This is a genomic window from Streptomyces sp. SID5785 (assembly GCF_009870065.1).
Classification (GTDB): domain Bacteria; phylum Actinomycetota; class Actinomycetes; order Streptomycetales; family Streptomycetaceae; genus Streptomyces.
On the sequence record NZ_WWIA01000883.1, the window covers coordinates 1 to 21,904 of the forward strand.

Below are 21,904 nucleotides of genomic sequence, written 5' to 3' on the forward strand. Positions count from 1 at the left end.
CCGGCGCAGTGCCGCGCTGATCCTGCTCGGCGGCGGCGCGACCGCGGCCGGGCTCTGGCAGATCGGCGGCGGCACCGACCCCGGCGAGCCCGGGGCGGGTGCGGCGGCCCCGGCGGGCGAGGCGTTCGACGAGTCGTACCGGGGGCGGCGCCTTCAGGGGGCGCCGGTGCCCGGCCCGGCGGACGCCTGGGAGGTCACGGTCGACGGGCGTCCGCTGCATCTGATGCGGCGCGCCGACGGCTCGTACCTGACCATGGTCGACCACTACACCTCGCACCCCAGCGCGCGGGCCGCGGCCCGCGCCGCCGTCGACGAGCTCGGCGAGCAGTCGCTGCGGGCCCCCGAGAACCGGAAGGCGTGAGGCGGGTGGCCCACACACGACAGAACCAGCGGTCCCTGACGAAGGCGCAGAAGCGCCGCTTCGTGGACGCCGTCCTGGCCCTCAAACGGCAGGGCCGCTACGACGAGTTCGTCCGCACGCACATCGACTTCTACCAGGGCGACGGGGACGGCGGGCTGCGCGTCGCGCACATGACGCCGTCGTTCTTCCCGTGGCACCGCAAGTTCCTGCTGGAGTTCGAGCGGGCGCTCCAGCGGATCGACGCGGGGGTCTCGGTCCCGTACTGGGACTGGACCGCGGACCGTTCGCCCACCTCGTCGCTGTGGGGCGAGGACTTCCTCGGAGGCAACGGGCACAGCTCCGACCGGCGGGTGACGACCGGCCCGTTCGCCCGCGGCGGCGGGCACTGGACGATCACCGAGGCGGTCACCGACGGGGACTTCCTGATGCGGGAGTTCGGGCGGCCGCGCCAGCCCGTGTCGCTGCCGAGCGCGGCCCAGCTGGCGGGCGCGCTCGGCGAGAGCCGCTACGACGCGGAGCCCTGGAACTCGACGGCCTCGTCGGGGCTGCGCAACAAGCTGGAGGGCTGGCCGGTGCGGCGCGGCGACGGCACCTGGTTCAACCACAACCTGGTGCACCGCTGGGTCGGCGGGCACATGCTCGGCGCCGGTTCGGTCAACGACCCGGTGTTCTGGCTGCACCACTCGTTCGTCGACCTGTGCTGGTCGCGGTGGCGTGCGAAGCACCCGAAGGCGGACCCGTACCTGCCGCTGCGCCGGCCCGGGCTCGGGGACTCCCAGCACGGGCGGGTCCTCGCGGCCGGTGACGTGATGCCGCCGTGGAACACCCCGGTGCGCGACATGCTCGACCACAGCACCCTGTACCGCTACGCCTGACGGCCCGTCCGGCCTCCGGCACGACAGCGCCCCCGGCACGACAGAGCCCCCGGCTCCACCGTGCCGGGGGCTCCGAACCGCTGTCGCGGCGGGGTGTCAGCCGCCGTAGCCGGCGTCGCCGTAGCCCTCGTCGCCGTAGCCGCCACCGTGGCCGCCGTGGTGGCCGTGGTCCATGCCGCCACCGCTGTTGTTCACGCAGGTGTTGCCGAACGCCGGGTTCAGGACACCGATGACGTCCACGGTGTTGCCGCAGGCGTTGACCGGGATGTGGACGGGAACCTGGACCAGGTTGCCCGACAGAACGCCCGGGGAACCGGCGGCGAGGCCCTCGGCGCCGGCGTCGGCCATGGCCAGTCCGGCGCCGCTGAGCACCACAGCACCCGTGCCGAGAGCGACAGCGGCTGCCTTCGCGATGCGAGACATCACGTTCTCCTTCTGCTTGCCAGTGCGGCCGCGTGATCGCAGCCGTCGCCTCTTCAACGGCAGAGCGCCGCACTCGTCACGCCTGATACTTGGATACATCCGGAAAAGGGGAGGAATCATGCCCCATCCGGCGGGCAGATGCGCCCCTTCCGTGGAGGATTTGCACGATAACTCCCCGATCGCCCCGTCGTTCCTGAAGTAACGACGGAACGTGATGTACCGGGCATCGGCGACGAGGAGAACGAGCGCGTATGAAGGTCATCTGTGTCGGCGGAGGTCCCGCGTCCCTGTATCTGGCCGTGCTCCTGAAGCAGCAGGACCCGCGCCGCCGGATCCAGGTCCACGAGAAGAACCCGGCCGGCGCCACGTACGGCTGGGGCGTCACCTACTGGCCCGACATGCTCGACACGCTGCTGCGGCACGACGAGCCGTCCGCCCGCGCCGTCGACCGGCACTCGCTGCGCTGGCGGGACGGCGTCGCGCACGTCGGCGACCGGATCACCGTGCACGAGGGCGACGAGGGCCGCGCCATCGGCCGGCACCGGCTGCTCGCCCTGCTGTCCGACCGGGCGGCCGAGCTCGGCGTCGAGATCACGTACGGGAGCACGGTGGCGCCCGGGGACCCGCTGCTCGAGGGCGCCGACCTCGTCGTCGCCGGGGACGGGGCGCGCAGCGCGCTGCGCGAGCGGCACGCCGGGCGGTTCGGCACCCGGATCACCACCGGCACCAACCGCTTCGTCTGGCTCGGCACCACGAAGGTGTTCCGCTCCTTCACCTTCGCGTTCGCCGAGACGGACCACGGCTGGGTGTGGGCCTACGCGTACGGGTTCGACGGCGAGCACAGCACCTGCATCGTCGAGTGCGCGCCCGCGACCTGGAGCGGGCTCGGCCTCGACACGATGGAGCGGGAGGAGGCGCTGCGGCTGCTCGAGAAGCTGTTCGCCGGGCCGCTGGACGGGCACCGGCTCATCGGGCGCACCGACGCCGACGGCCCCTCGCAGTGGCAGTGCTTCCCGACCGTCACCAACACCGCCTGGTCGCACGGCAATCTGGTGCTGATCGGCGACGCCGCCCACACCACCCACTACTCGATCGGCGCCGGCACCACCCTCGCGATGCAGGACGCGATCGCGCTCGCCGCCGAGCTGCGCGACGGCCGGCCGCTCGCCGAGTCCCTCGCCGCGTACGAGCGCACCCGCCGGCACGAGCTGCTGCCGCTGCAGAGCGCCGCCCGCTACAGCGCCGCCTGGTACGAGGACCTGACCCGGTACATCGGCCTGGCGCCGCACCAGATGTTCGCCCTGCTCGGCCAGCGCCACTCGCCGCTGCTGCCGTACGTGCCGCCGCAGCTCTACTACCGCCTGGACCGGGCCGTCGGCCGGGCGCAGCCGCTGCGCGAACTGAAGCGGCGGCTCGGGCACGGGCTCGCCCGGATGCTGCAGAGCCGCTGACCGCATTGCAGCGCGATAACGCAGGGTTGCCCGGGGCCGCGGGCCTCGTTGAACAGGCCATGGAGCAGCGGACCGTGGAGCAGCAGCAGAGCAGCGAGCCCACCGACACCCCGATCTACGAGACCGTGGTGCGCCTGTGGAGCTCCCGGGGCAGGACCCTGCCGCGGCAGGCGGCGCCCGCCCGGCAGGCCCGCGGCTGGGTGCGGGTCGACGCCTTCGGCGCGGGGGCGCCGACGCGCCGCACCTGACCCCGGGCGCCCCACGAATGCCGCGGCCAAGATGCGGAACGCGGCGCCCGGGGGTCAGCTGGGTAGGTCATATCCCCCATTTTCAGGGAGAAACAATGCGTCTTCGCGCATTCGCCGCTTCCGCGGCGCTGGCCGGCGTCGCCGTGCTGGGTTCCGCGACCATGGCCATGGCGGACGACGGTCCTGACGGCTCCACCGCCGTCGGCGTCGCGCAGGACAGCCCGGGCGTCCTGTCCGGCAACGTCCTCCAGGTGCCGATCCACGTTCCGGTCAACGCCTGCGGCAACTCCGTGGACGTGCTGGCGCTGCTCAACCCGGCGTTCGGCAATGCCTGCGTGAACGACTGACGTCACCACCGCACGCGGGTGCGCCCGCCGGCCACGTCGCCGGCGGGCGCATCCGCGCGTTCAGCCCCCCGGGTTCCCCAGCTCGCGGTCCACGATCCGGCCCCACTCCTCGACGACCCGCGCCCGTCGCGGTCCGTCGTCCGTGAGCAGATGGGCGAGGCCGAGCCCCCGGGCCATGTCGAGCAGCCCCTGCACGGTCTCGCGCACACCCGGGCGGGACTCGTCGGCGCCGAGCAGCTCCACCGCCATGCGGTGCGTCTCGCGGCCGACCCGGGCCTCCAGCTCGGCGACCCGCCCGCCGAGCTGCGGCTCGTTCGACGCGGCGACCCACAGGTGCAGGGCCGCGCGGAACAGCGGGCCCGTGTACAGGTCGACCAGGGCCGCGACGGCCTGCGCGCGGCCCGCGGGGCGCAGCGCGCGCAGCGCCACCGAGCGCTCCTCGGCCACGTACTCGACGGCCGCGGTGAACAGGTCCTCGCGGGTCGGGAAGTGGTGCTGGGCCGCGCCGCGCGAGACGCCCGCGTGCTCCGCGACGACCGAGACGGTCGAACCCGACCAGCCGCGCTCGGCGAGGCAGGCCACGGCGGACTCCAGGAGCCGCCTGCGGGTCGCGCGCGAGCGGTCCTGCTTCGGCGGCGCGGCGGCGCGCCCGGTCGCTGCGCGCGGGGTCACAGCACCCATGCGGGGTCCCGTCGTTCGAGGAAGGCCGTCATCCCCTCCCGGGCCGGTGCGGAGCCGAAGAGGCGTGCCGACAGCTCCTGCAGCGTGCGTGTGTCCCGGTCGAAGGCTTCCAGGACCTTAACCGTGAGCAGCGCCTTCGTCTCGGCCAGGGCCCCCGGCTCGGCCCTGCGCAGCCCGTCGAGGACGGGCGCGAGCTCGGCGTCCACGGCGTCGCCGCACGCCGTGACGAGCCCGGCCCGCACGGCCTCGGCCGCGTCGAAGCGCTCCCCGGTCAGGTAGTGGCGGGCCACCGCGCGCGGGTCGAGCCGGGGCAGCAGCGGCAGCGAGATCACGGCGGGCGCGACCCCGATGCGCACCTCGGTGAAGGCGAACGTGGACGCGGTCGAGGCGAGCGCGATGTCGCAGGCCCCGAGCAGCCCGAGGCCGCCCGCCCGCACATGCCCGTCGACGCGGGCGACGACGGGCTTCGGCAGGGCGACGATCCCGCGGAGCAGACCGACGAGGGCGTCCGGGTGCGGCGGGTCGCGCAGGTCGGCGCCCGCGCTGAACGTGCCGCCGGTGTGGGTGAGGACGACGGCCCGTACGTCCGGGTCGGCCCCGGCGCGGGCGAGCCGGGCGCCGAGCTGGTCGACGAGGGCGTGCGACAGGGCGTTGCGGTTGCCCGGCGAGTCCAGGGTGAGCGTCGTGACGCCGCGCTCGTGGGCGGCGCGGACCATCGGGTCGTCGGCCATGCGGATGTCAGCTCTCCCTCAGCAGGCGGCGCAGGATCTTCCCGGAGGCCGCGCGCGGCACGGACTCGGTGAAGGCGACGCGGCGGATCTTCTTGTACGGGGCGACGTGCCCGGCGACGAAGTCGCGCACGGCGTCCTCGGTGAGCGCGGGGTCGGCGCGGACGACGAAGGCCTTCGGGATCTCGTTGCCGTCCGCGTCCGGGACACCGACGACGGCCGCGTCGGCGATGCCGTCGTGGGTGAGCAGCAGGGCCTCCAGCTCGGCCGGGGCGACCTGGAACCCCTTGTACTTGATGAGTTCCTTCACCCGGTCGACGACGAACAGCCAGCCGTCCTCGTCGACCCGGCCGACGTCGCCGGTGTGCACCCAGCCGTCGGCGTCGATCATCGCGGCGGTGGCCTCGGGCCGTCCGAGGTAGCCCTTCATGACCTGCGGGCCGCGGACGAGGATCTCGCCGCTGTCGCCGGGCGGCAGGTCCCGGTCCGGGTCGTCGAGCGAGACGACGCGCATCTCGGTCGAGGCGAGGAGCTTGCCGACGGTGCCCGGCGGCGGGTTCTGCGCGGCCGTCGGCACGACGTGCGTGCCCGGCGACAGCTCCGTCATGCCGTACGCCTGGCCGACGGGCGGCAGGCCGAGCCGGCGCGAGCAGGCCTCGGCGAGGTCCGCGTCGAGCGGGGCGGCGGCGCTGATCAGACGGCGCAGGGACGACAGGTCGTAGCCCTCGACGGCCGGGTGCTTGGCGAGGGCCAGCACGATCGGCGGGGCCACGTACAGGGACGTGATGCGGTGTTTCTCGATCGCGGCGAGGAACGTGTCGAGCTCGAAGCGGGGCAGCACGACGACGGTGGCGCCCTGCCGCAGCGGGCCGTTCATCAGGGCGGTGAGGCCGTAGATGTGGAAGAAGGGCAGCACGGCGAGGATGCGTTCGCCGGGGCCCATCGGGACGAGCGGTTCGAGCTGGGCGAGATTCGTGGCGATGTTGCGGTGGGTGAGCATGACGCCCTTGGGGACGCCGGTGGTGCCCGACGAGTACGGCAGGACGGCCACGTCGGCGGCCGGGTCGACCGCCACGTCGGGGACCGGGGCGCCGGTGCCGAGCATGTCGAGCAGGGAGCGCAGCCCGGAGTCGCCGGCCGGGTCGCACACGAAGATCTCGCGGACGCCGCCCGCCAGGTCGGCGGCGGCGCGGGCCTGCGCGGCCAGCGGGGTGACGGACACGATCCAGCGGGCGCCCGAGTCCGTGAGCTGCTTGGCGAACTCCTCCGGCGTGGCCAGCGGGTGCACGGTGGTGACCACGGCCCCGGCGCGGGTCGCGGCGTAGAAGGCCACCGGGTAGGCGATCGTGTTGGGGCTGTGCAGCGCCACGACGTCGCCGGGGCGCACGCCCGCCTCGGCGAGACCGGCGGCGACGCCCCGGTGGAACGCGTCGACCTGCGCGTACGTGAGCGTCGTGCCGGCCACCCCGTCGACGAGGGCCGGGGTGTCGCCGCGGGCCGCGGCACCCCCGAGCACGGCGTCGTGGATGGGCAGGTCGACCATCGCGACGTCCGCGTACTCACTCCGGAACACCATGCCAACTCCTCGTCGTTGAAGGGCTGTCGGACGGCAGACTCGCAGGACTCAGTACGACTTGGGCAGACCCAGGCTCTGGTGGGACACGTAGTTGAGGATCATCTCCCGGCTGACCGGGGCGATCCGGGCCACGCGCGAGCCGGTGATCAGGGAGGCGAGGCCGAACTCACGGGTCAGGCCGTTGCCGCCCAGGGTGTGCACGGACTGGTCGACGGCGCGCACACACGCCTCGGCGGCCGCGTACTTCGCCATGTTGGCGGCCTCGCCCGCGCCGATGTCGTCGCCCGCGTCGTACAGGTGCGCCGCCTTCTGCATCATCAGCCGGGCGAGCTCCAGCTCGATGTGCACCTGGGCGAGCGGGTGGGCGATGGCCTGGTGGGAGCCGATGGGGTCCTTCCACACGGTGCGCTCGCGGGCGTACGCGACGGCGCGGCCGACCGCGTAGCGGCCCATGCCGATCGCGAACGCGGCCGTCATGATGCGCTCCGGGTTGAGCCCGGCGAACAGCTGGAGCAGTCCCGCGTCCTCGTCGCCGACGAGCGCGTCGGCGGGCAGCCGCACCTCGTCGAGGGTCAGCTCGAACTGCTTCTCCGGCGCCTGGAGTTCCATGTCGATCTGCCGGCGGCCGAAGCCGGGCGTCTCGCGCTCCACGATGAACAGGCAGGGCTTGAGCTTCCCGGTCCGCGCGTCGGAGGTGCGGCCGACGACGAGCGTGGCGTCGGCGATGTCGACGCCGGACACGAACACCTTGCGGCCGTTCAGCACCCAGGTGCCGTCGTCCTCCTTGCGGGCCGTCGTGGTGATGCGGTGCGAGTTCGACCCGGCGTCGGGCTCGGTGATGCCGAAGGCCATGGTGCGGCTGCCGTCGGCGAGCCCGGGCAGCCAGGCCCGCTTCTGCTCCTCGGTGCCGAAGCGGGAGATGACGGTGCCGCAGATCGCGGGCGACACGACCATCATCAGGAGCGGCGAGCCCGCGGCGCCCAACTCCTCAAGCACGATGGCGAGTTCGTATATCCCGCCGCCGCCACCGCCGTGCGTGTCGGGCAGGTTCACACCCAGGTAGCCGAGCTTCGCCGCCTCGGCCCACAGCTCCTGAGGGTGGCCGCCCGCGCCGGTGACACGGGTCAGGTAGTCGCGGCCGAAGCGCTTGCCGAGCGCGGCGACGGCGGCGCGCAGGTCCTGGTGCTCCTGGCTCTCGAGGACAGTGCTCATGCGGGCGTTTCCTCCACTACGACGGCCAACAGGGATCCCACCTCGACCTGGCGGCCGACGGCGGCGTGCAGGGCGGTGAGCGTTCCGGTGGCGGGGGCGCAGATGCGGTGCTCCATCTTCATCGCCTCCAGCCAGATCAGGGGCTGTCCGCCGGTGACCGCGGCGCCCTCCGCGAGGCCCTCCGCGAGGCGGACCACGGTGCCCGGCATCGGGGCGAGCAGGGAGCCGGGGGCGCGCTGCTCGCGCGGGTCGGTGAAGCGGGGCAGGGCGGTGAGCGCGGTGCCGTTCACATGGACGCGGTCGCCGTACGCGGCGACCGCGAACCGGCGGCGCACACCGCCCGCCTCGAGGACGACGAGGCCGGGGGCGGCGTGGACGACCTCCACGCCGTCGGCCGCGAGGCCGCCCGCGCGGGTGTGCCGGTAGCGGACCTCGTGCTCGGTGCCGTCCGGCTCCGTGCGGTAGGTGCGGGTCTGCGGCTGCGAGGGGACGTTGCGGAACCCGCCGAAGCGCGAGGGGGCGCGGGCGGCCGCGGCGAGGGCGGCGGCGAGCGGCGCGTACGGGTCCTCGTCGGGGGCGGTGAGCTCGTCGAGGTGCCGGTCGTAGAACCCGGTGTCCATGCGGGCGGTGGTGAACTCGGGGTGCCGCAGGGAGCGCACGAGCAGCGCGCGGTTGGTGACGGGGCCGTGCACCTCGGCACGGTCCAGGGCGCCCGCGAGGGCGCGGACGGCGGCGGCGCGGGTGGGCGCGTGCGCGACGACCTTGGCGAGCATCGCGTCGTAGTGCACGCCGATCGTGTCGCCGCCGGTGTACCCGGTGTCGAGGCGGACCCCCGGTGGCACGGTCAGCCGGTGCAGGGTCCCGGTCTGCGGGGCGAATCCGGCGCCCGGGTCCTCGGCGTACAGCCGTGCCTCGACCGCGTGGCCGCGGGGTGCGGGCGGCTCGGGGTCGAGCGCCTCGCCCTCGGCGACGCGCAGTTGCAGGGCGACGAGGTCGAGGCCGAACACGGCCTCGGTGACGGGGTGTTCGACCTGGAGCCGGGTGTTCATCTCCAGGAAGTGCGCGGTGCCGTCCGGGGCGACGAGGAACTCGACGGTGCCCGCGCCCACGTAGTCGACGGCGCGCACGGCGCGTTCGGCGAGCGCGGCGGTCTCCGCGAGGACCGCCGCGGGCAGTCCGGGTGCGGGCGCCTCCTCGACGACCTTCTGGTGGCGGCGCTGCAGCGAGCAGTCGCGGGTGCCGAGGATCCAGACCGTGCCGTGGGTGTCGGCGAGCACCTGCACCTCGACGTGCCGGCCGCCCTCGACGTACGGCTCGGTGAAGACCGTGCCGTCGCCGAACGCGGAGAGCGCCTCGGCGCGGGCCGCCTCCGTCTCGCCCGGCAGGTCGGCGAGGGCGCGCACGATCCGCATCCCGCGCCCGCCGCCACCGGCCGACGCCTTGACCAGGACCGGCAGGTCGGCCTCGGTGACGTCGGTGAGCGGGGCGATGCCCATGAGGTCCTTGGCCCGCGTCTTGGAGGCCATCGCCTCGATCGCGGCGGGCGGCGGACCGATCCAGACGAGTCCGGCGTCGAGGACGGCGCGGGCGAAGTCCGCGTTCTCGGAGAGGAATCCGTAGCCCGGGTGCACGGCGTCGGCGCCCGCGTCGAGGGCGGCCTTCACGACGAGGTCGGCGCGCAGGTACGTCTCGGCGGGGGTGGCGCCCGGGAGGCGTACGGCGAGGTCGGCCGTCCGGACGTGGAGCGCGTCCGCGTCCGGGTCGGAGTGCACGGCGACGGTACGGATGCCGAGGTCGCGGCAGGTGCGGAAGACGCGGCAGGCGATCTCGCCGCGGTTGGCCACAAGAACAGAGGTGATCACTGGAGCCTCACATCCGGAAGACGCCGAAGCCGCCGCGGGCGCCCTCGTACGGTGCGGTGTGGATCGCGGACAGGCAGATGCCGAGCACGGTGCGGGTGTCGCGGGGGTCGATGACGCCGTCGTCGTAGAGCCGCCCGGACAGGAACATCGGCAGCGACTCGGCCTCGATCTGCTGCTCGACCATCGCGCGCAGCGCGGCGTCCGCGTCGTCGTCGTAGGGCCGGCCCTTCGCGGCGGCGGACTGCCGGGCCACGATCGACAGGACGCCGGCGAGCTGCTGCGGGCCCATGACGGCGGACTTGGCGCTCGGCCAGGCGAACAGGAAGCGGGGGTCGTAGGCCCGGCCGCACATGCCGTAGTGCCCGGCCCCGTACGAGGCGCCCATGAGGACGGACAGGTGCGGTACGCGGGAGTTGGAGACCGCGTTGATCATCATCGAGCCGTGCTTGACGATGCCGCCCTGCTCGTACTCCCTGCCGACCATGTAGCCGGTGGTGTTGTGGAGGAAGAGGAGCGGGATGTCGCGCTGGTTGGCGAGCTGGATGAACTGGGCGGCCTTCTGCGACTCCTCGCTGAACAGCACGCCCTGCGCGTTGGCGAGGATGCCGACGGGGTAGCCGTGCAGCGCCGCCCAGCCGGTGACGAGGCTGGTCCCGTACAGGGGCTTGAACTCGTCGAAGTCCGAACCGTCGACGATCCGCGCGACGACCTCGCGGGGGTCGAACGGCACCTTCAGGTCCTCGGGGACGATCCCGAGCAGCTCCTCCGGGTCGTACGCCGGCGGTGCGACGTCCACAGGCTGTGGATCGGCGTACGCCTTGCGGTGGTTGAGGCGGGCGACGACGCGGCGGGCCTGGCGGATCGCGTCCTGCTCGTCGAGCGCGAAGTGGTCGGCGAGGCCGGAGGTGCGGGCGTGCATCTCGGCGCCGCCGAGCGACTCGTCGTCGCTCTCCTCGCCGGTCGCCATCTTCACCAGCGGCGGCCCGCCGAGGAACACCTTCGCCTTGTCCTTGACCATGATGACGTGGTCGGACATCCCGGGGATGTAGGCGCCGCCGGCCGTGGAGTTGCCGAAGACGACGGCGACGGTGGGGATGCCCGCGGCGGACAGCCGGGTGAGGTCCCGGAAGATGGCGCCGCCCGGGATGAAGATCTCCTTCTGGGAAGGCAGGTCGGCGCCGCCGGACTCGACGAGGGAGACGCAGGGCAGCCGGTTGGCGTGGGCGATCTCGTTGGCACGCAGGGCCTTCTTCAGCGACCACGGATTGCTGGCGCCGCCGCGCACGGTGGGGTCGTTGGCCGTGATCAGGCACTCGACGCCCTCGACGACACCGATGCCGGTGACGAGGGACGCGCCGACCGTGTGGTCGCTGCCCCAGGCCGCGAGCGGGGACAGCTCGAGGAACGGGGTGTCCGGGTCGAGGAGCAGCTCGATCCGTTCGCGGGCGAGGAGCTTGCCGCGGCCCCGGTGCCGCTCGACGTACTTCGGGCCGCCGCCCCCGATCGCCTTCTCGTGCTCGGCGTCCAGCGCGGAGAGCTTGTCGAGGAGGGCGGCGCGGTGCGCGGCGTAGTCGTCGGACCGGGTGTCCAGGGCGCTGGCCAGGACGGTCACAGGAGTGCCTCCGGGAGGTCGAGGTGGCGGGAGCGCAGCCATTCGCCGAGGCCCTTGGCCTGCGGGTCGAAACGGGCCTGAGCCGCGACGCCCTCGCCGAGGAGCCCCTCGACGGTGAAGTTGAGGGCGCGCAGGTGCGGCAGGAGATGCCGGGTGACGGTCAGGTCGGCGGTCTCCGGGAGGAGTTCCCTGAGGCGGGCCACGGTGAGGGTGTGGGCGAGCCAGGGCCAGGCGTCCTCGGTGAGCGCCCAGACCCCGATGTTGGCGTCGCCGCCCTTGTCGCCGCTGCGGGCGCCCACGACGTGGCCGAGGGGGGCCCGGCGGGTGGGGCCCGACGCGGTGTACGGGGGCGGCTCGGGCGGCTCGACCGGTTCCAGGGGGCGGGTCGGCCCGTCGTACGCGGACACGTCGCGCCGGGTGCCGTCGGGCAGGACGGCGACGTGCGGGACGTCGGCCCGGTCGACGTGGGCGGCCTCGAACACGCCGTAGGGGGCGCCCCGGCCGGGCGGCGCCGTGACGTGGAACCCCGGGTACGAGCCGAGGGCCAGCTCGACGGCGGCGCCGCTCAGGGTGCGGCCGACGGCGTCCTGGTCCGGGTCGCGCACGACGAGCCGGAGCAGGGCGCTCGCGGTCTCCTCGGTGGCGGCGTCCGGGTGGTCGGTGCGGGCCAGCTCCCAGCGGACGTGCGCCGGGCGGGACCCGGCGGCGTCGAGGGCGGCGTCCATCTGGGCGCGGACGAGTGCGGCCTTGCGGTCGATGTCGAGGCCGGTGAGGACGAACACGACCTCGTTGCGGAAGCCGCCGAGCCGGTTGAGACCCGTCTTGAGGGTCGGCGGCGGGGCCTCGCCGCGCACGCCGTGCACGAGGACCCGGTCGGGGCCCTGCTGCGCGAGCCGGACGGAGTCGAGCCGGACGGTGACGTCGGGTCCGGCGTAGCGGGCGCCGCCCGTCTCGTAGAGCAGCTGCGCGGTGACGGTGCCGACGTCGACGAGGCCGCCGGTGCCGGGGTGCTTGGTGATGACGGCGGAGCCGTCCTCGTGGATCTCGGCGAGCGGGAAGCCGGGCCGCCGCAGGTCGGCGGCGTGCGCGGCGAACTGCGAGTAGTTGCCGCCGGTGGCCTGCGTCCCGCACTCCAGGACGTGCCCGGCGACGGTGGCGCCCGCGAGCCGGTCGTACGCGTCGGGGCCCCAGCCGAAGTACCAGGCGGCGGGCCCGGCGACGAGCGCGGCGTCGGTGACGCGGCCGGTGACGACGATGTCCGCACCGGCCTCCAGGCACGCGGCGATGCCGGCTCCGCCGAGGTAGGCGTTGGCGGTCAGGGCGCCGGGGAAGCGGCCGGTGGGCAGCAGGTCGTCGCCCTCGACGTGGGCGACGCGCACGGGGGCGCCGGTGCGCGCGGCCACCTCCCGCACGGCGTCGGCGAGTCCGGCCGGATTGAGGCCGCCCGCGTTGACCACGATCCGCGTCCCGCGGTCGGCCGCGAGGCCGAGGCACTCCTCCGCCTGGCGCAGGAAGGTGCGGGCGTAGCCGCGCGCGGGGTCCTTCAGGCGGTCGCGGCCGAGGATCAGCAGGGTCAGCTCGGCGAGGTAGTCGCCGGTGAGGACGTCGAGCGGGTCCCCGCCGGTCAGCATCTCGCGCATCGCGTCGAACCGGTCGCCGTAGAACCCCGAGGCGTTGCCGATCCGCAGCGGCGTCTTCGGTCCGCTCATGCGGGCGCGCCTCCCCGGGGCGCGCGGCCCGGCCCGGGCGGACCGGCGAAGGCCTGCGCGATGTCCAGCCAGCGGTCGGCGTCGGGGCCCGTCGCCCGGACGGCGAGGTCGTCGCGGTGGGCGCGCTGGGTGACCAGGAGACAGAAGTCGAGCGCGGGGCCGGTGACGCGCTGGGCCGCGTCCTCGGTCCCGTACGTCCACGGGGCGCCGTCCGGCAGGACGAGCTCGACCCGGAACTCCTCGTCCGGCGCGGGCAGTCCGTGCGCCCCGAACGCGAAGGGGCGGGCCCGGACGCCGATGCGGGCGATGTGGCGCAGCCGGCCGGTGGGGGTGCGGGTGACGCCGAGCGCGTCGGCGACGTCCTGGCCGTGCGCCCAGGTCTCCATGAGCCGGCCCGTCGCCATCGACGCGGCGGACATCGGCGGCCCGTACCAGGGGAACCGGGCCCGGCTCCCGGCCGCGTCCCGCAGCGCCTTGTCCAGCCGGGCCCGGCCGTCCCGCCACGCCGCGAGCAGCTCGGCGGGGTCCCGGGCGGCGCCGGCCTCGGCCCCCTCGTCCACGAACGCGTCCGGCGCGGCGACCGCCTTCTCCACCAGCCCGGCGAACGCGGCCGGGTCCTCGACCGCGAGCAGCGCCGAGTGGTCGGTCCAGGCGAGGTGGGCGATCTGGTGGGCCACGGTCCAGCGGGGCGCGGGCGTGGGCGTCGCCCAGCGCTCCGCCGCCAGCCCGTCGACGAGGGCGTCCAGCTCCTCGCTCTCGTCCCGCAAGTCGTCGATCACGGACGGCGGTTCGGACACGGTGCGCTCCCTCGGGGCAGGGCGGTGTGCGGAGTGCCTGGAGCATGGCAGCGCGCCGGAAAACAATCAAGCGTGCTTGCATGAAAAAGTGCCGAGGGTTTCCTGGTGGCGGAAATCCGTCTGCGGGTGGTTCGGTGGCGGGTCAGTCCCGGAGGGGCGGGGCGGCCTTCGCGCCGCCCACCTGGGTGCGCACCGCGCCCATGCTCGCCGCGATGACCAGGGCGATGGCGAGCGCCTCCAGCCAGGACAGGGCCTGGCTCAGGATCAGGAAGCCCGCGAGGGCCGCGATCGCCGGCTCCAGGCTCATCATCACGGCGAAGGTCGACGCGGGCAGCCGGCGCAGGGCGATCAGCTCGAGGGTGTACGGCATCACCGAGGACAGGACGGCGACGGCCGAGCCCAGCCCCACGGTCACCGGGTCGAGCAGCCGGGTGCCGGAGGCCGCGATGCCGAGCGGCAGACACAGGATCGCGGCGACGGCCATCGCGAGCGCCAGCCCGTCCGCCTGCGGGAAGCGCCGGCCGGTGCGGGCACTGAAGACGATGTACAGGGCCCAGCACGCCCCCGCGGCGACGGCGAACGCGACGCCGACGGGGTCGAGGCCGCCGAGCCCGTCGCCCGCGCCGCCGAGCAGGAAGACGCCGCACAGGGCGAGGCCCGCCCACACCAGGTTGACCAGGCGGCGGGAGGCGAGGACGGAGAGGGTGAGCGGGCCGAGGACCTCGAAGGTGACGGCGAGGCCGAGCGGGATGCGGGCCGCGGCCTGGTAGAAGAGCAGGTTCATGCCGCCCATGGCGACGCCGAAGGCGACGACCGTGCCCCAGTCGGCGCGGGAGTGCCCGCGCAGCCGGGGCCGGCACACCACGAGCAGCACGAGCGCGGCCACGACCAGGCGCAGCGTCACGACGCCGACCGCGCCGGCGCGCGGCATCAGCGTCACCGCGAGGGCGCCGCCGAACTGGACGGAGACACAGCCCGCGAGCACGAGACCGACGGGGCCGAGCGCCGCGCGGCCGGTGCGCGGCGCGGCCGCCGCGGTGGACGGTGCGGCGGGCGCGGGGACCTGCGGCTGATGCCGGTCCGTGCGCGAACCGTTCACAAGGCCTCGGCCTCCCTGCTCTCTCGTCGAGTTCATTATTCTGGACTGCACCGATCACAGTACTGTACGGGGCTCGAAGGGCGGAGCCGCGTCGGGACCTCCACGCTAGGACCACCCGGCACGCCGCGTGAAATGCCTTCTGCGCTCCCGTTATGCTCCGCGGACATGAGCCGCGACCACGCCGTCGAGCTCCGGCACCTGCGCTGCTTCCTCGCCGTCGCCGAAGAAGCCAACGTCACCCGCGCCGCCGCCCGCCTCGGCCTCACCCAGCCCGCCGTCTCCCGCACGCTCGCCGCCCTGGAGAGCGCCCTCGGGGTCCGGCTCGTGGACCGCTCCACCCACCACCTCGTGCTCACCCCCGAGGGGCGCTCCTTCCACGAGAAGGCGACCGTCGCCGTCGCCGCGTTCGAGGACGCCCTCGCCGCCGCCCGCACCCCGCTGCGCCCGCTCCGGCTCGGACACGCCTGGTCGGCCGCCGGCGCCTACACGACCCCGCTGCTGCGCCGCTGGCGGCAGGAGCACCCGGACGTCCCGCTCGAACTCCTCCGCATCGACGACCGCACGGCAGGACTCACCCGGGGCGCCGTGGACGTCGCCCTGCTGCGCGGCCCCGTCGAGACGCCCGGCCTGGTGACCGAGCTGCTGCACGAGGAGGCGCGAGTCGCGGCCGTGCCCTCCGACAGCCCGCTGGCCCGGCACCGCACCCTGCGGCTGGCCGCGCTCGCGGGCGAGGTCATCGCGCTCAACACCGTGTCCGGCACGACGACCCTCGAACTCTGGCCGCCCGCCGCCCGCCCCACCGCCGCGCTGACCGTCGCCAACACCGACGACTGGCTCGCCGCGATCGCCGCCGACCAGGCCGTCGGCGTGACCTCCACCGCGACGGTCGGCATGCACCCGCACCCCGGGGTCACCTACGTCCCGCTCACCGACGCCCCGCCGCTGCCCGTCCACCTGGCCCGCCGCCCGGGCCCGGGCCACCCGTCGGTCCGGGATCTGATCGCGCTGGCGCACGAGGTCGCGGGTACGCACTAACGCTCACCAGGAGGCTCGCCCAGAGCCTCCGCCAGGACCTCCGCCAGGTGCCTGGCCCGTACCTCGCCGAGCTGCTCCAGCTGGGTACGGCAGGAGAAGCCGTCGCCCAGGAACACCGTGCCGGGCTCCGCCGCGCGGACCGCGGGGAGCAGGGTCTCCTCGGCACAGGCCGCGGAGACGTCGTAGTGGCCCGCCTCGAAGCCGAAGTTGCCGGCGAGGCCGCAGCAGCCGCCGGCCAGTTCGCCGGTGAGGCCCGCCTTCTCGCGCAGCCGCCGGTCCGCCGCGTCGCCCAGGACCGCGTGCTGGTGGCAGTGCGTCTGGCCCGTGACCGGGCGGTCGACGCGGGGCGGGGTCCAGTGCGGGGCGAGCCGCTCCAGGGCCTCGGCGAAGGTGACGACGCGGTCGGCGAGCTGCCGGGCCCGCGGGTCGTCGGGGAGGAGTTCGGGCAGGTCGGCGCGGAGCGCGGCCGCGCAGGACGGCTCCAGGACGACCACCGGCGCGCCCGCCTCCAGCGCCGGGCCCATCGTGTCCAGGGTGCGCCGGAGCACCGCCTTCGCCGCGTCCAGCTGGCCCGTCGAGACGTACGTCAGACCGCAGCACACCGGCCCCCCGGCCCGCGGCGGCGGCAGCGGGGTCAGGCCGGCGGCGCGCAGCACCCGTACGGCCGCATGCCCCACCCCCGGCGTCAGGTGCTCGGTGAACGTGTCCGGCCACAGCACCACCCGGCCCTCCGTCCCCGCCGGGGGCCGCCCGGGCCGCCACTCCGCGGTGAACGTGCGGGGCGCGAGCCGCGGAATCTCCCGCTCCGCCGCGATCCCGCCGAGCCGCTTCGCGACCGAGGCCGCCGCCGGTACACCCGCCAGCGCGTTGATCAGCCGCGGCGTGCGCGTCCGGGACACCAGCCGCAGCCACTGCGGCAGCCGGCCCAGCGCGTAGTGCGCTGCGGGACGCAGCCGGCCCGCGTAGTGGTGGTGCAGGAACTCCGCCTTGTACGTGGCCATGTCGACGCCCACCGGGCAGTCGCTGCGGCAGCCCTTGCAGGACAGGCACAGGTCGAGCGCGTCCCGCACCTCCGTCGACCGCCAACCGCCGGTGACGGTCTCACCGGCCAGCATCTCGTGCAGCAGCCGGGCGCGGCCCCGCGTCGAGTGCTCCTCCTCGCCGGTCGCCCGGAACGACGGGCACATCACGCCGCCGCCCGGACCGGCGCTCTCGGTACGGCACTTGGCGACGCCCACACAGCGCCGCACGGCCGCCGAGAAGTCCCCGCCGTCCTGCGGGTAGCCGAACGCGACGTCCACGGGACCGCGCGGCAGCACCGCGAAGCGCAGCTGCCCGTCGAGCGGGGCGGGCCGCACCAGCACCCCGGGGTTCAGCACGTCGGCCGGGTCCCACACCGCCTTGACCTGCTCGAACAGGCCGACGAGCGCGTCCCCGTACATCGCCGGGAGCAGCTCGGCGCGGGCCATGCCGTCGCCGTGCTCCCCCGACAGCGAGCCGCCGTGCGCGACGACGAGCGCGGCGAGGTCCTCGGAGAAGCGCCGGAAGCGCCGCACCCCGATCTCGGACAGGAGGTCGAAGTCGATGCGGACGTGGATGCAGCCGTCGCCGAAGTGCCCGTACGGGGTCCCGCGCAGCCCGTGCCCGGCGAGCAGCCCCCTGAAGTCCCGCAGATACGCGCCGAGTCGCGCGGGCGGCACCGCGCAGTCCTCCCAGCCCGGCCAGGCCTCGCTGCCGTCCGGCATCCGGGTCGCGGTCCCCGAGGCGTCCTCGCGGATCCGCCACAGTGCCCGCTGCCCCGCCGGGTCGGCGACGACCAGCGCGTCCAGGGCGTCGGCCGCCCGCACGATCCGCTCGGCGCCGGCCCGCGCCGCGGGCGCCGTCGCCCCGCCGGTCTCCACGAACAGCCACGCCCCGCCGCGCGGCAGCCCGGAGGGGTCCGGCACCAGATCGGCCGCCATGCCCTCCACGGTGAGCGGCCCGTGCGGCAGCAGACCCGCGGCCGCCTCGGCGGCGGCGCTCTCGTCCGCGTACCCGAGGACGGCGAGGGCCGTCGCCGCGGGCGCCTCGACCAGCCGGACCGTCGCCTCGGTGACGACGCCGAGGGTGCCCTCGGTGCCGCAGAAGAAGCGGGCGAGGTCCGTGCCGTTCTCCGGCAGGAGCGCGTCCAGGGCGTACCCGGAGATGCGGCGCGGCAGTCCGGCGTACGGCGCGAACCCGGTGCGTACGGAGGCCAGTTCGCGCTCGATGAGCGCGCGCAGGCCGTCGGGGGCGGCGCCGTCCTGCCAGCCCTGCGCGAGGCGGTGCCGGCCGCCGGACGCGGTGCGCACGTCGAGCGCGCGGACGTTGTCGGCGGTCGTGCCCCACGCGACGGAGTGCGAGCCGCAGGAGTTGTTGCCGATCATGCCGCCGAGCGTGCAGCGGCTGTGCGTGGACGGGTCCGGGCCGAAGCGCAGGCCGTGCGGCGCGGCCGCCCGCTGGAGCCGGTCCAGGACGAGGCCGGGCTGCACGCGGGCCGTGCGGCTGCCCGGGTCGAGGTCGACGATCCGGTCCAGGTGCCGGGTGAGGTCGAGGACGACGCCGGTGCCGGTGGCCTGCCCGGCGATCGACGTGCCGCCCCCGCGGGCGACGACGGGCACGCCGCGGTCCGCGCACAGCGCGAGGACGGCGGCCACGTCGTCGGCGTCGCGCGGTGCGACGACACCGCGCGGCACTCTTCGGTAGTTGGACGCGTCCATCGTGTGCAGGGCGCGCGCGGTGACGGAGAAGTCGACCTCGCCGCGCACGGACGTCCGCAGTTCCCGTTCCAGACCGTCCAGCTCATCCATGCCCTCCAGGATGCAGCCCCGGACGGCGCGCGGGGCACCCCGCCGGTCAGCCCCGCGCGCCCTCGAAGAAGTCGACGAGGTCGCCGGGCAGCCGCTCGACCGTCACCGGGCGCCCGCCGTCCCGCAGCGACCGGGTCGCCGCGACCCCGGCCGCGACCGCCTCGCGCGCGGCGACGGGGCTGGTGTCGGTGGCCCCGCCGTCCCGGACGAAGCGCAGGAACTCCGAGACGAGCAGCGGGTCGGAGCCGCCGTGCCCGCCGTCCTCCGGCTCCGGCATGCGGACCACGAGGTCGGCGTCGGCACGGTATCCGCTGCGCCGCTTCCACACCCGCACCTCGGCGCTGTCCCCGTGGTCGCCGAAGTTCTCCAGGCGGCCCTCGGTGCCGATGACGGTGTAGTTGCGCCAGTAGTCGGGCGTGTAGTGGCACTGCTGGTAGCTGGCGTGGATGCCGCCCTCGAGCCGCATCACCATCATGGAGAGATCCTCCACGTCCACGACCGGGTTGAGTCCGGTCAGCGACAGCGGCGGCCAGTTGTGCTCCGGGTCGTACCAGTCGGGCATGACGGCACCGGGCGCCTGGCCGCTGCGGTCGGCGATGTCCCCGTACACGGTCAGCCCGCCCAGCGCGGTGACCCGCTCGGTGTACGCGCCGGCCAGCCAGTGGATGACGTCGAGGTCGTGGGCGCCCTTCTGGAGCAGCAGGCTCGTCGTGTTGCGCCGGTCGGCGTGCCAGTCCTTGAAGTAGAAGTCGCCGCCGTGGCCGACGAAGTGACGGCACCACACCGCCTTGACCTCGCCGATCTCGCCCTGCCGGATGAGGTCGCGCATCGCGCGCACCACCGGCATGTGCCGCATGTTGTGCCCGACGTACAGCCGGGCGCCGCCCGCCCGCGCCGCCTCGAGGACCCGGTCGCAGCCCTCCACGGTGATCGCCAGCGGCTTCTCCAGGAAGACCGCGACGCCCGCGCCGAGCAGGTCGACGGCCAGCTCCTCGTGCGTGTGGTCCGGCGTGATGACGAGGACCGCGTCGAGCTCCTCCCGCTCGAGCAGCACCCGGTGGTCCTCGTACAGCCGGACGTCGTCGCCGAACCACTCGCGGGCCCGGCCGAAGCGCCCCGGGTCGAGGTCGACGGCGGCGACCACGCGCGCTCCGGCGCCCGGCCGGTGGGCCTCGCGGGCGACACTGGCGCGCAACCCCAGGCCGATGACGGCGAGCCGCAGTTCGCGTACCGCGCCGCCCGCGGGTGCCGCGGGCGGCGTGCTGGTCCCGGTCGTCTTCATGTCAGCCCTTCATTCCGGAGAAAGCGATGCCCTGGATGAACTGCCGCTGCATCGTCACGAAGACGACGATCACCGGCAGGGTGGCGAGCACGGAACCCGCCATCAGCACGGGGTAGTCGGTCAGGTGGGCGCCCTGGAGCGTGGCGAGGCCCGCGGACAGCGGCATCTGTTCCGGGTCGGTGTTCACGATGAGCGGCCACATCAGGTCGTTCCACGACCACAGGAAGGTCAGGATGCCGAGGGCGAGCAGCCCCGGCCGGGCCAGCGGCAGCGCGACCCGCCAGAACACGGTGAACGGGTTGGCGCCGTCCAGCCGGGCCGCCTCCTCCAGCTCCGTGGGCAGCCCCATGAAGAACTGGCGCAGCAGGAACGTGCCGAACGCGCTGAACATGCCCGGGACCACCAGCGCGGGCAGCGAGTTGAGCCAGCCCAGGTCCTGCATGATCTGGTACTGCGGCAGCAGGAACAGCTGACCGGGCACCATCAGGACCGCAAGGAACCCCAGGAAGATCGCGTTGCGGCCGGGGAACGGGATCCGGGCGAACGCGTACGCCGCCATCGAGCAGAGCAGGAGCTGGGCCACCGTGCGCAGCAGCGTCATCAGCGCGGTGTTGACCAGCTGGTGGGTGAACGGGATCGAGCTGAACACCGTCGCGTAGTTCGACCACTCGAGGTGCTCCGGCCACAGCGTCGGCGGTACCCGCGTCGACTCGCCGAACGACTTCAGGGACGTCAGCACCTGCCACAGGAGCGGGAACACGGTGACGACCGCGCCCAGGGAGAGCAGGACGTGCGCGGGCCACAGTCGTCCCTCGCGACCGGTGCGCCGGGTCCGGGTGTCAGCCATAGTGCACCCACCTCTTCTGCAAGCGGAACTGGAGCGCGGTGAGCGCCATGATCAGGACGAACAGCACACAGACGATCGCGGCGCCGTACGAGCGCTCGTTGTCGTAGAACGACTTCTGGAAGAACAGCATCACGATCGTCTGGCCCTCGTTGTAGGCCGGGTTCGTGACGCCCACGGCCGTGTTGGCGCCGAGGATCATGTAGATCAGGTCGAAGACCTGGAGCGACTGGATCACCGAGAGCACGGTCGTGAAGAACAGGGTCGGGCTCAGCAGCGGCAGCGTGACGGAGAAGAACTGCCGCACCCGGCCCGCGCCGTCCAGCGACGCCGCCTCGTAGTAGTCGGGCGGGATGCTCTGCAGACCGGCCAGGAGCAGGATCATGTTGTAGCCGACGGTCATCCACACGCCGACCGCCGCGACCGCGAACCGGACCATGTGCGGATCGGACACCCAGTACGTGCCGTCGATGCCGACGGCGTCCAGGGCCTGGTTGAGGATGCCCACGTCGCCGTTGTAGAGCCAGCGCCACACCACGGCGACCGCCGCGGGCATCGTCACCACCGGCAGGAAGTACAGCGTGCGGTAGAGGCCGGTGCCGCGCATGCCCTTCAGGTTGAGCAGCACCGCGAGCACCATCGAGACGGGGATGCCGAGCAGCACGAGGACGGTGTAGATCAGGCTGTTGCCCAGGGACTGCCACACCTCCGGGTCGTGCAGCATCTCCCGGTAGTTGTCCAGGCCCGCCCAGGTGGTGCCGCCGAAGGGGCCCCACTGGGTGAAGCTGAAGTACAGGGTCTGCAGCACCGGCCAGAGGTAGAAGACGGCCAGGCCGAGACCGGCCGGGGCGATGAGGGCGTAGCCCCACCACTTGTCCCGGTGGAGGAAGCGCCGCTCGCGGCGCAGCGCCGCGCGCCGCTCCTGCCGGGCGGT

At 74.3% G+C, this 21,904-nt stretch carries 20 protein-coding genes; 6 read left to right on the forward strand and 14 right to left on the reverse strand.

Translation table 11 applies throughout. From position 1 onward, the window contains the following. Window positions 1-22: 22 nt before the first annotated feature. Window positions 23-361 carry a tyrosinase cofactor gene (locus GTW43_RS28605; protein ID WP_237536866.1) on the forward strand — a complete coding sequence of 113 codons (339 nt, stop codon included), beginning with the start codon at window positions 23-25 and terminating at the stop codon, window positions 359-361. 5 nt (window positions 362-366) lie between these two features. Then, the gene (locus GTW43_RS28610; RefSeq protein WP_161304858.1) at window positions 367-1,236 is read left to right on the forward strand and encodes a tyrosinase family protein; all 870 of its coding nucleotides are present in this window, start codon (window positions 367-369) and stop codon (window positions 1,234-1,236) included. A gap of 96 nt (window positions 1,237-1,332) precedes the next feature. Here the strand turns inward: GTW43_RS28610 and GTW43_RS28615 are convergent, their stop codons facing one another. Then, window positions 1,333-1,659, reverse strand: a complete 327-nt coding sequence (locus GTW43_RS28615) for a chaplin (RefSeq protein WP_161304859.1) — start codon at window positions 1,657-1,659, stop codon at window positions 1,333-1,335. 251 nt (window positions 1,660-1,910) lie between these two features. On the opposite strand from GTW43_RS28615, the gene GTW43_RS28620 reads away from it, so the two are divergent. The 3 genes from GTW43_RS28620 (at window position 1,911) to GTW43_RS28630 (ending at window position 3,705) form a co-directional block, all read left to right on the forward strand. Continuing rightward, complete coding sequence (locus GTW43_RS28620; RefSeq protein WP_161304860.1) at window positions 1,911-3,110, forward strand: FAD-dependent monooxygenase; 1,200 nt, start codon at window positions 1,911-1,913, stop codon at window positions 3,108-3,110. Between the two features lie 59 nt (window positions 3,111-3,169). Next, entirely contained in the window at window positions 3,170-3,358 is a 189-nt protein-coding gene (locus GTW43_RS28625; RefSeq protein ID WP_161304861.1) for a hypothetical protein, read from the forward strand. A gap of 95 nt (window positions 3,359-3,453) precedes the next feature. Further along, on the forward strand, window positions 3,454-3,705 hold the full coding sequence (locus GTW43_RS28630; protein ID WP_161304862.1) for a chaplin: 252 nt from the start codon (window positions 3,454-3,456) through the stop codon (window positions 3,703-3,705). 60 nt (window positions 3,706-3,765) lie between these two features. On the opposite strand, the gene GTW43_RS28635 is transcribed toward GTW43_RS28630, so the two are convergent. The 9 genes from GTW43_RS28635 to GTW43_RS28675 all read right to left on the reverse strand — a co-directional run bounded on the left by GTW43_RS28635 (window position 3,766) and on the right by GTW43_RS28675 (window position 14,981). Then, complete coding sequence (locus GTW43_RS28635; RefSeq protein ID WP_161304863.1) at window positions 3,766-4,386, reverse strand: TetR/AcrR family transcriptional regulator; 621 nt, start codon at window positions 4,384-4,386, stop codon at window positions 3,766-3,768. Continuing rightward, window positions 4,374-5,117, reverse strand: coding sequence for an enoyl-CoA hydratase family protein (locus tag GTW43_RS28640; RefSeq protein WP_237536865.1), 744 nt, complete (start codon window positions 5,115-5,117; stop codon window positions 4,374-4,376). The genes GTW43_RS28635 and GTW43_RS28640 overlap by 13 nt, the downstream gene beginning before the upstream one ends. A 7-nt stretch (window positions 5,118-5,124) precedes the next feature. Next, window positions 5,125-6,690: a 4-coumarate--CoA ligase family protein gene (locus GTW43_RS28645; protein ID WP_161304864.1), complete on the reverse strand. Its 1,566-nt coding sequence runs from the start codon at window positions 6,688-6,690 to the stop codon at window positions 5,125-5,127. A 48-nt stretch (window positions 6,691-6,738) separates the two neighbouring features. After that, complete coding sequence (locus GTW43_RS28650) at window positions 6,739-7,902, reverse strand: acyl-CoA dehydrogenase family protein (RefSeq protein ID WP_161304865.1); 1,164 nt, start codon at window positions 7,900-7,902, stop codon at window positions 6,739-6,741. Next, the gene (locus GTW43_RS28655; RefSeq protein WP_161304866.1) at window positions 7,899-9,764 is read right to left on the reverse strand and encodes a biotin carboxylase N-terminal domain-containing protein; all 1,866 of its coding nucleotides are present in this window, start codon (window positions 9,762-9,764) and stop codon (window positions 7,899-7,901) included. The genes GTW43_RS28650 and GTW43_RS28655 overlap by 4 nt, the downstream gene beginning before the upstream one ends. 7 nt (window positions 9,765-9,771) lie before the next feature. Continuing rightward, the gene (locus tag GTW43_RS28660) at window positions 9,772-11,376 is read right to left on the reverse strand and encodes a carboxyl transferase domain-containing protein (RefSeq protein WP_161304867.1); all 1,605 of its coding nucleotides are present in this window, start codon (window positions 11,374-11,376) and stop codon (window positions 9,772-9,774) included. Further along, complete coding sequence (locus tag GTW43_RS28665) at window positions 11,373-13,085, reverse strand: acyclic terpene utilization AtuA family protein (protein ID WP_161304868.1); 1,713 nt, start codon at window positions 13,083-13,085, stop codon at window positions 11,373-11,375. Before GTW43_RS28665 ends, GTW43_RS28660 begins: the two co-directional genes overlap by 4 nt. Beyond that, window positions 13,082-13,882 carry a TIGR03084 family metal-binding protein gene (locus GTW43_RS28670; protein ID WP_161304869.1) on the reverse strand — a complete coding sequence of 267 codons (801 nt, stop codon included), beginning with the start codon at window positions 13,880-13,882 and terminating at the stop codon, window positions 13,082-13,084. The genes GTW43_RS28665 and GTW43_RS28670 overlap by 4 nt, the downstream gene beginning before the upstream one ends. A gap of 142 nt (window positions 13,883-14,024) precedes the next feature. Continuing rightward, on the reverse strand, window positions 14,025-14,981 hold the full coding sequence (locus GTW43_RS28675) for an EamA family transporter (RefSeq protein WP_343246141.1): 957 nt from the start codon (window positions 14,979-14,981) through the stop codon (window positions 14,025-14,027). 165 nt (window positions 14,982-15,146) lie between these two features. Between GTW43_RS28675 and GTW43_RS28680 the strand changes: the two genes are divergently transcribed. Continuing rightward, window positions 15,147-16,016, forward strand: a complete 870-nt coding sequence (locus GTW43_RS28680) for a LysR family transcriptional regulator (protein ID WP_161304871.1) — start codon at window positions 15,147-15,149, stop codon at window positions 16,014-16,016. On the opposite strand, the gene GTW43_RS28685 is transcribed toward GTW43_RS28680, so the two are convergent. From GTW43_RS28685 to GTW43_RS28700, 4 genes are all read right to left on the reverse strand, one after another. Continuing rightward, window positions 16,013-18,835 (reverse strand): FAD-binding and (Fe-S)-binding domain-containing protein, encoded by a 2,823-nt coding sequence (locus GTW43_RS28685; RefSeq protein ID WP_202502069.1) that lies wholly within the window; start codon window positions 18,833-18,835, stop codon window positions 16,013-16,015. The two genes, GTW43_RS28680 and GTW43_RS28685, sit on opposite strands and share 4 nt — an antisense overlap. Before the next feature lie 55 nt (window positions 18,836-18,890). Continuing rightward, window positions 18,891-20,126, reverse strand: a complete 1,236-nt coding sequence (locus GTW43_RS28690) for a Gfo/Idh/MocA family oxidoreductase (RefSeq protein WP_161304873.1) — start codon at window positions 20,124-20,126, stop codon at window positions 18,891-18,893. A 1-nt stretch (window position 20,127) separates the two neighbouring features. Next, window positions 20,128-20,973 carry a carbohydrate ABC transporter permease gene (locus GTW43_RS28695; RefSeq protein WP_161304875.1) on the reverse strand — a complete coding sequence of 282 codons (846 nt, stop codon included), beginning with the start codon at window positions 20,971-20,973 and terminating at the stop codon, window positions 20,128-20,130. Then, window positions 20,966-21,904: sugar ABC transporter permease (locus GTW43_RS28700; protein WP_202502066.1), on the reverse strand; the 939-nt coding region annotated here is incomplete at its 5' end. The genes GTW43_RS28695 and GTW43_RS28700, both read right to left, overlap by 8 nt.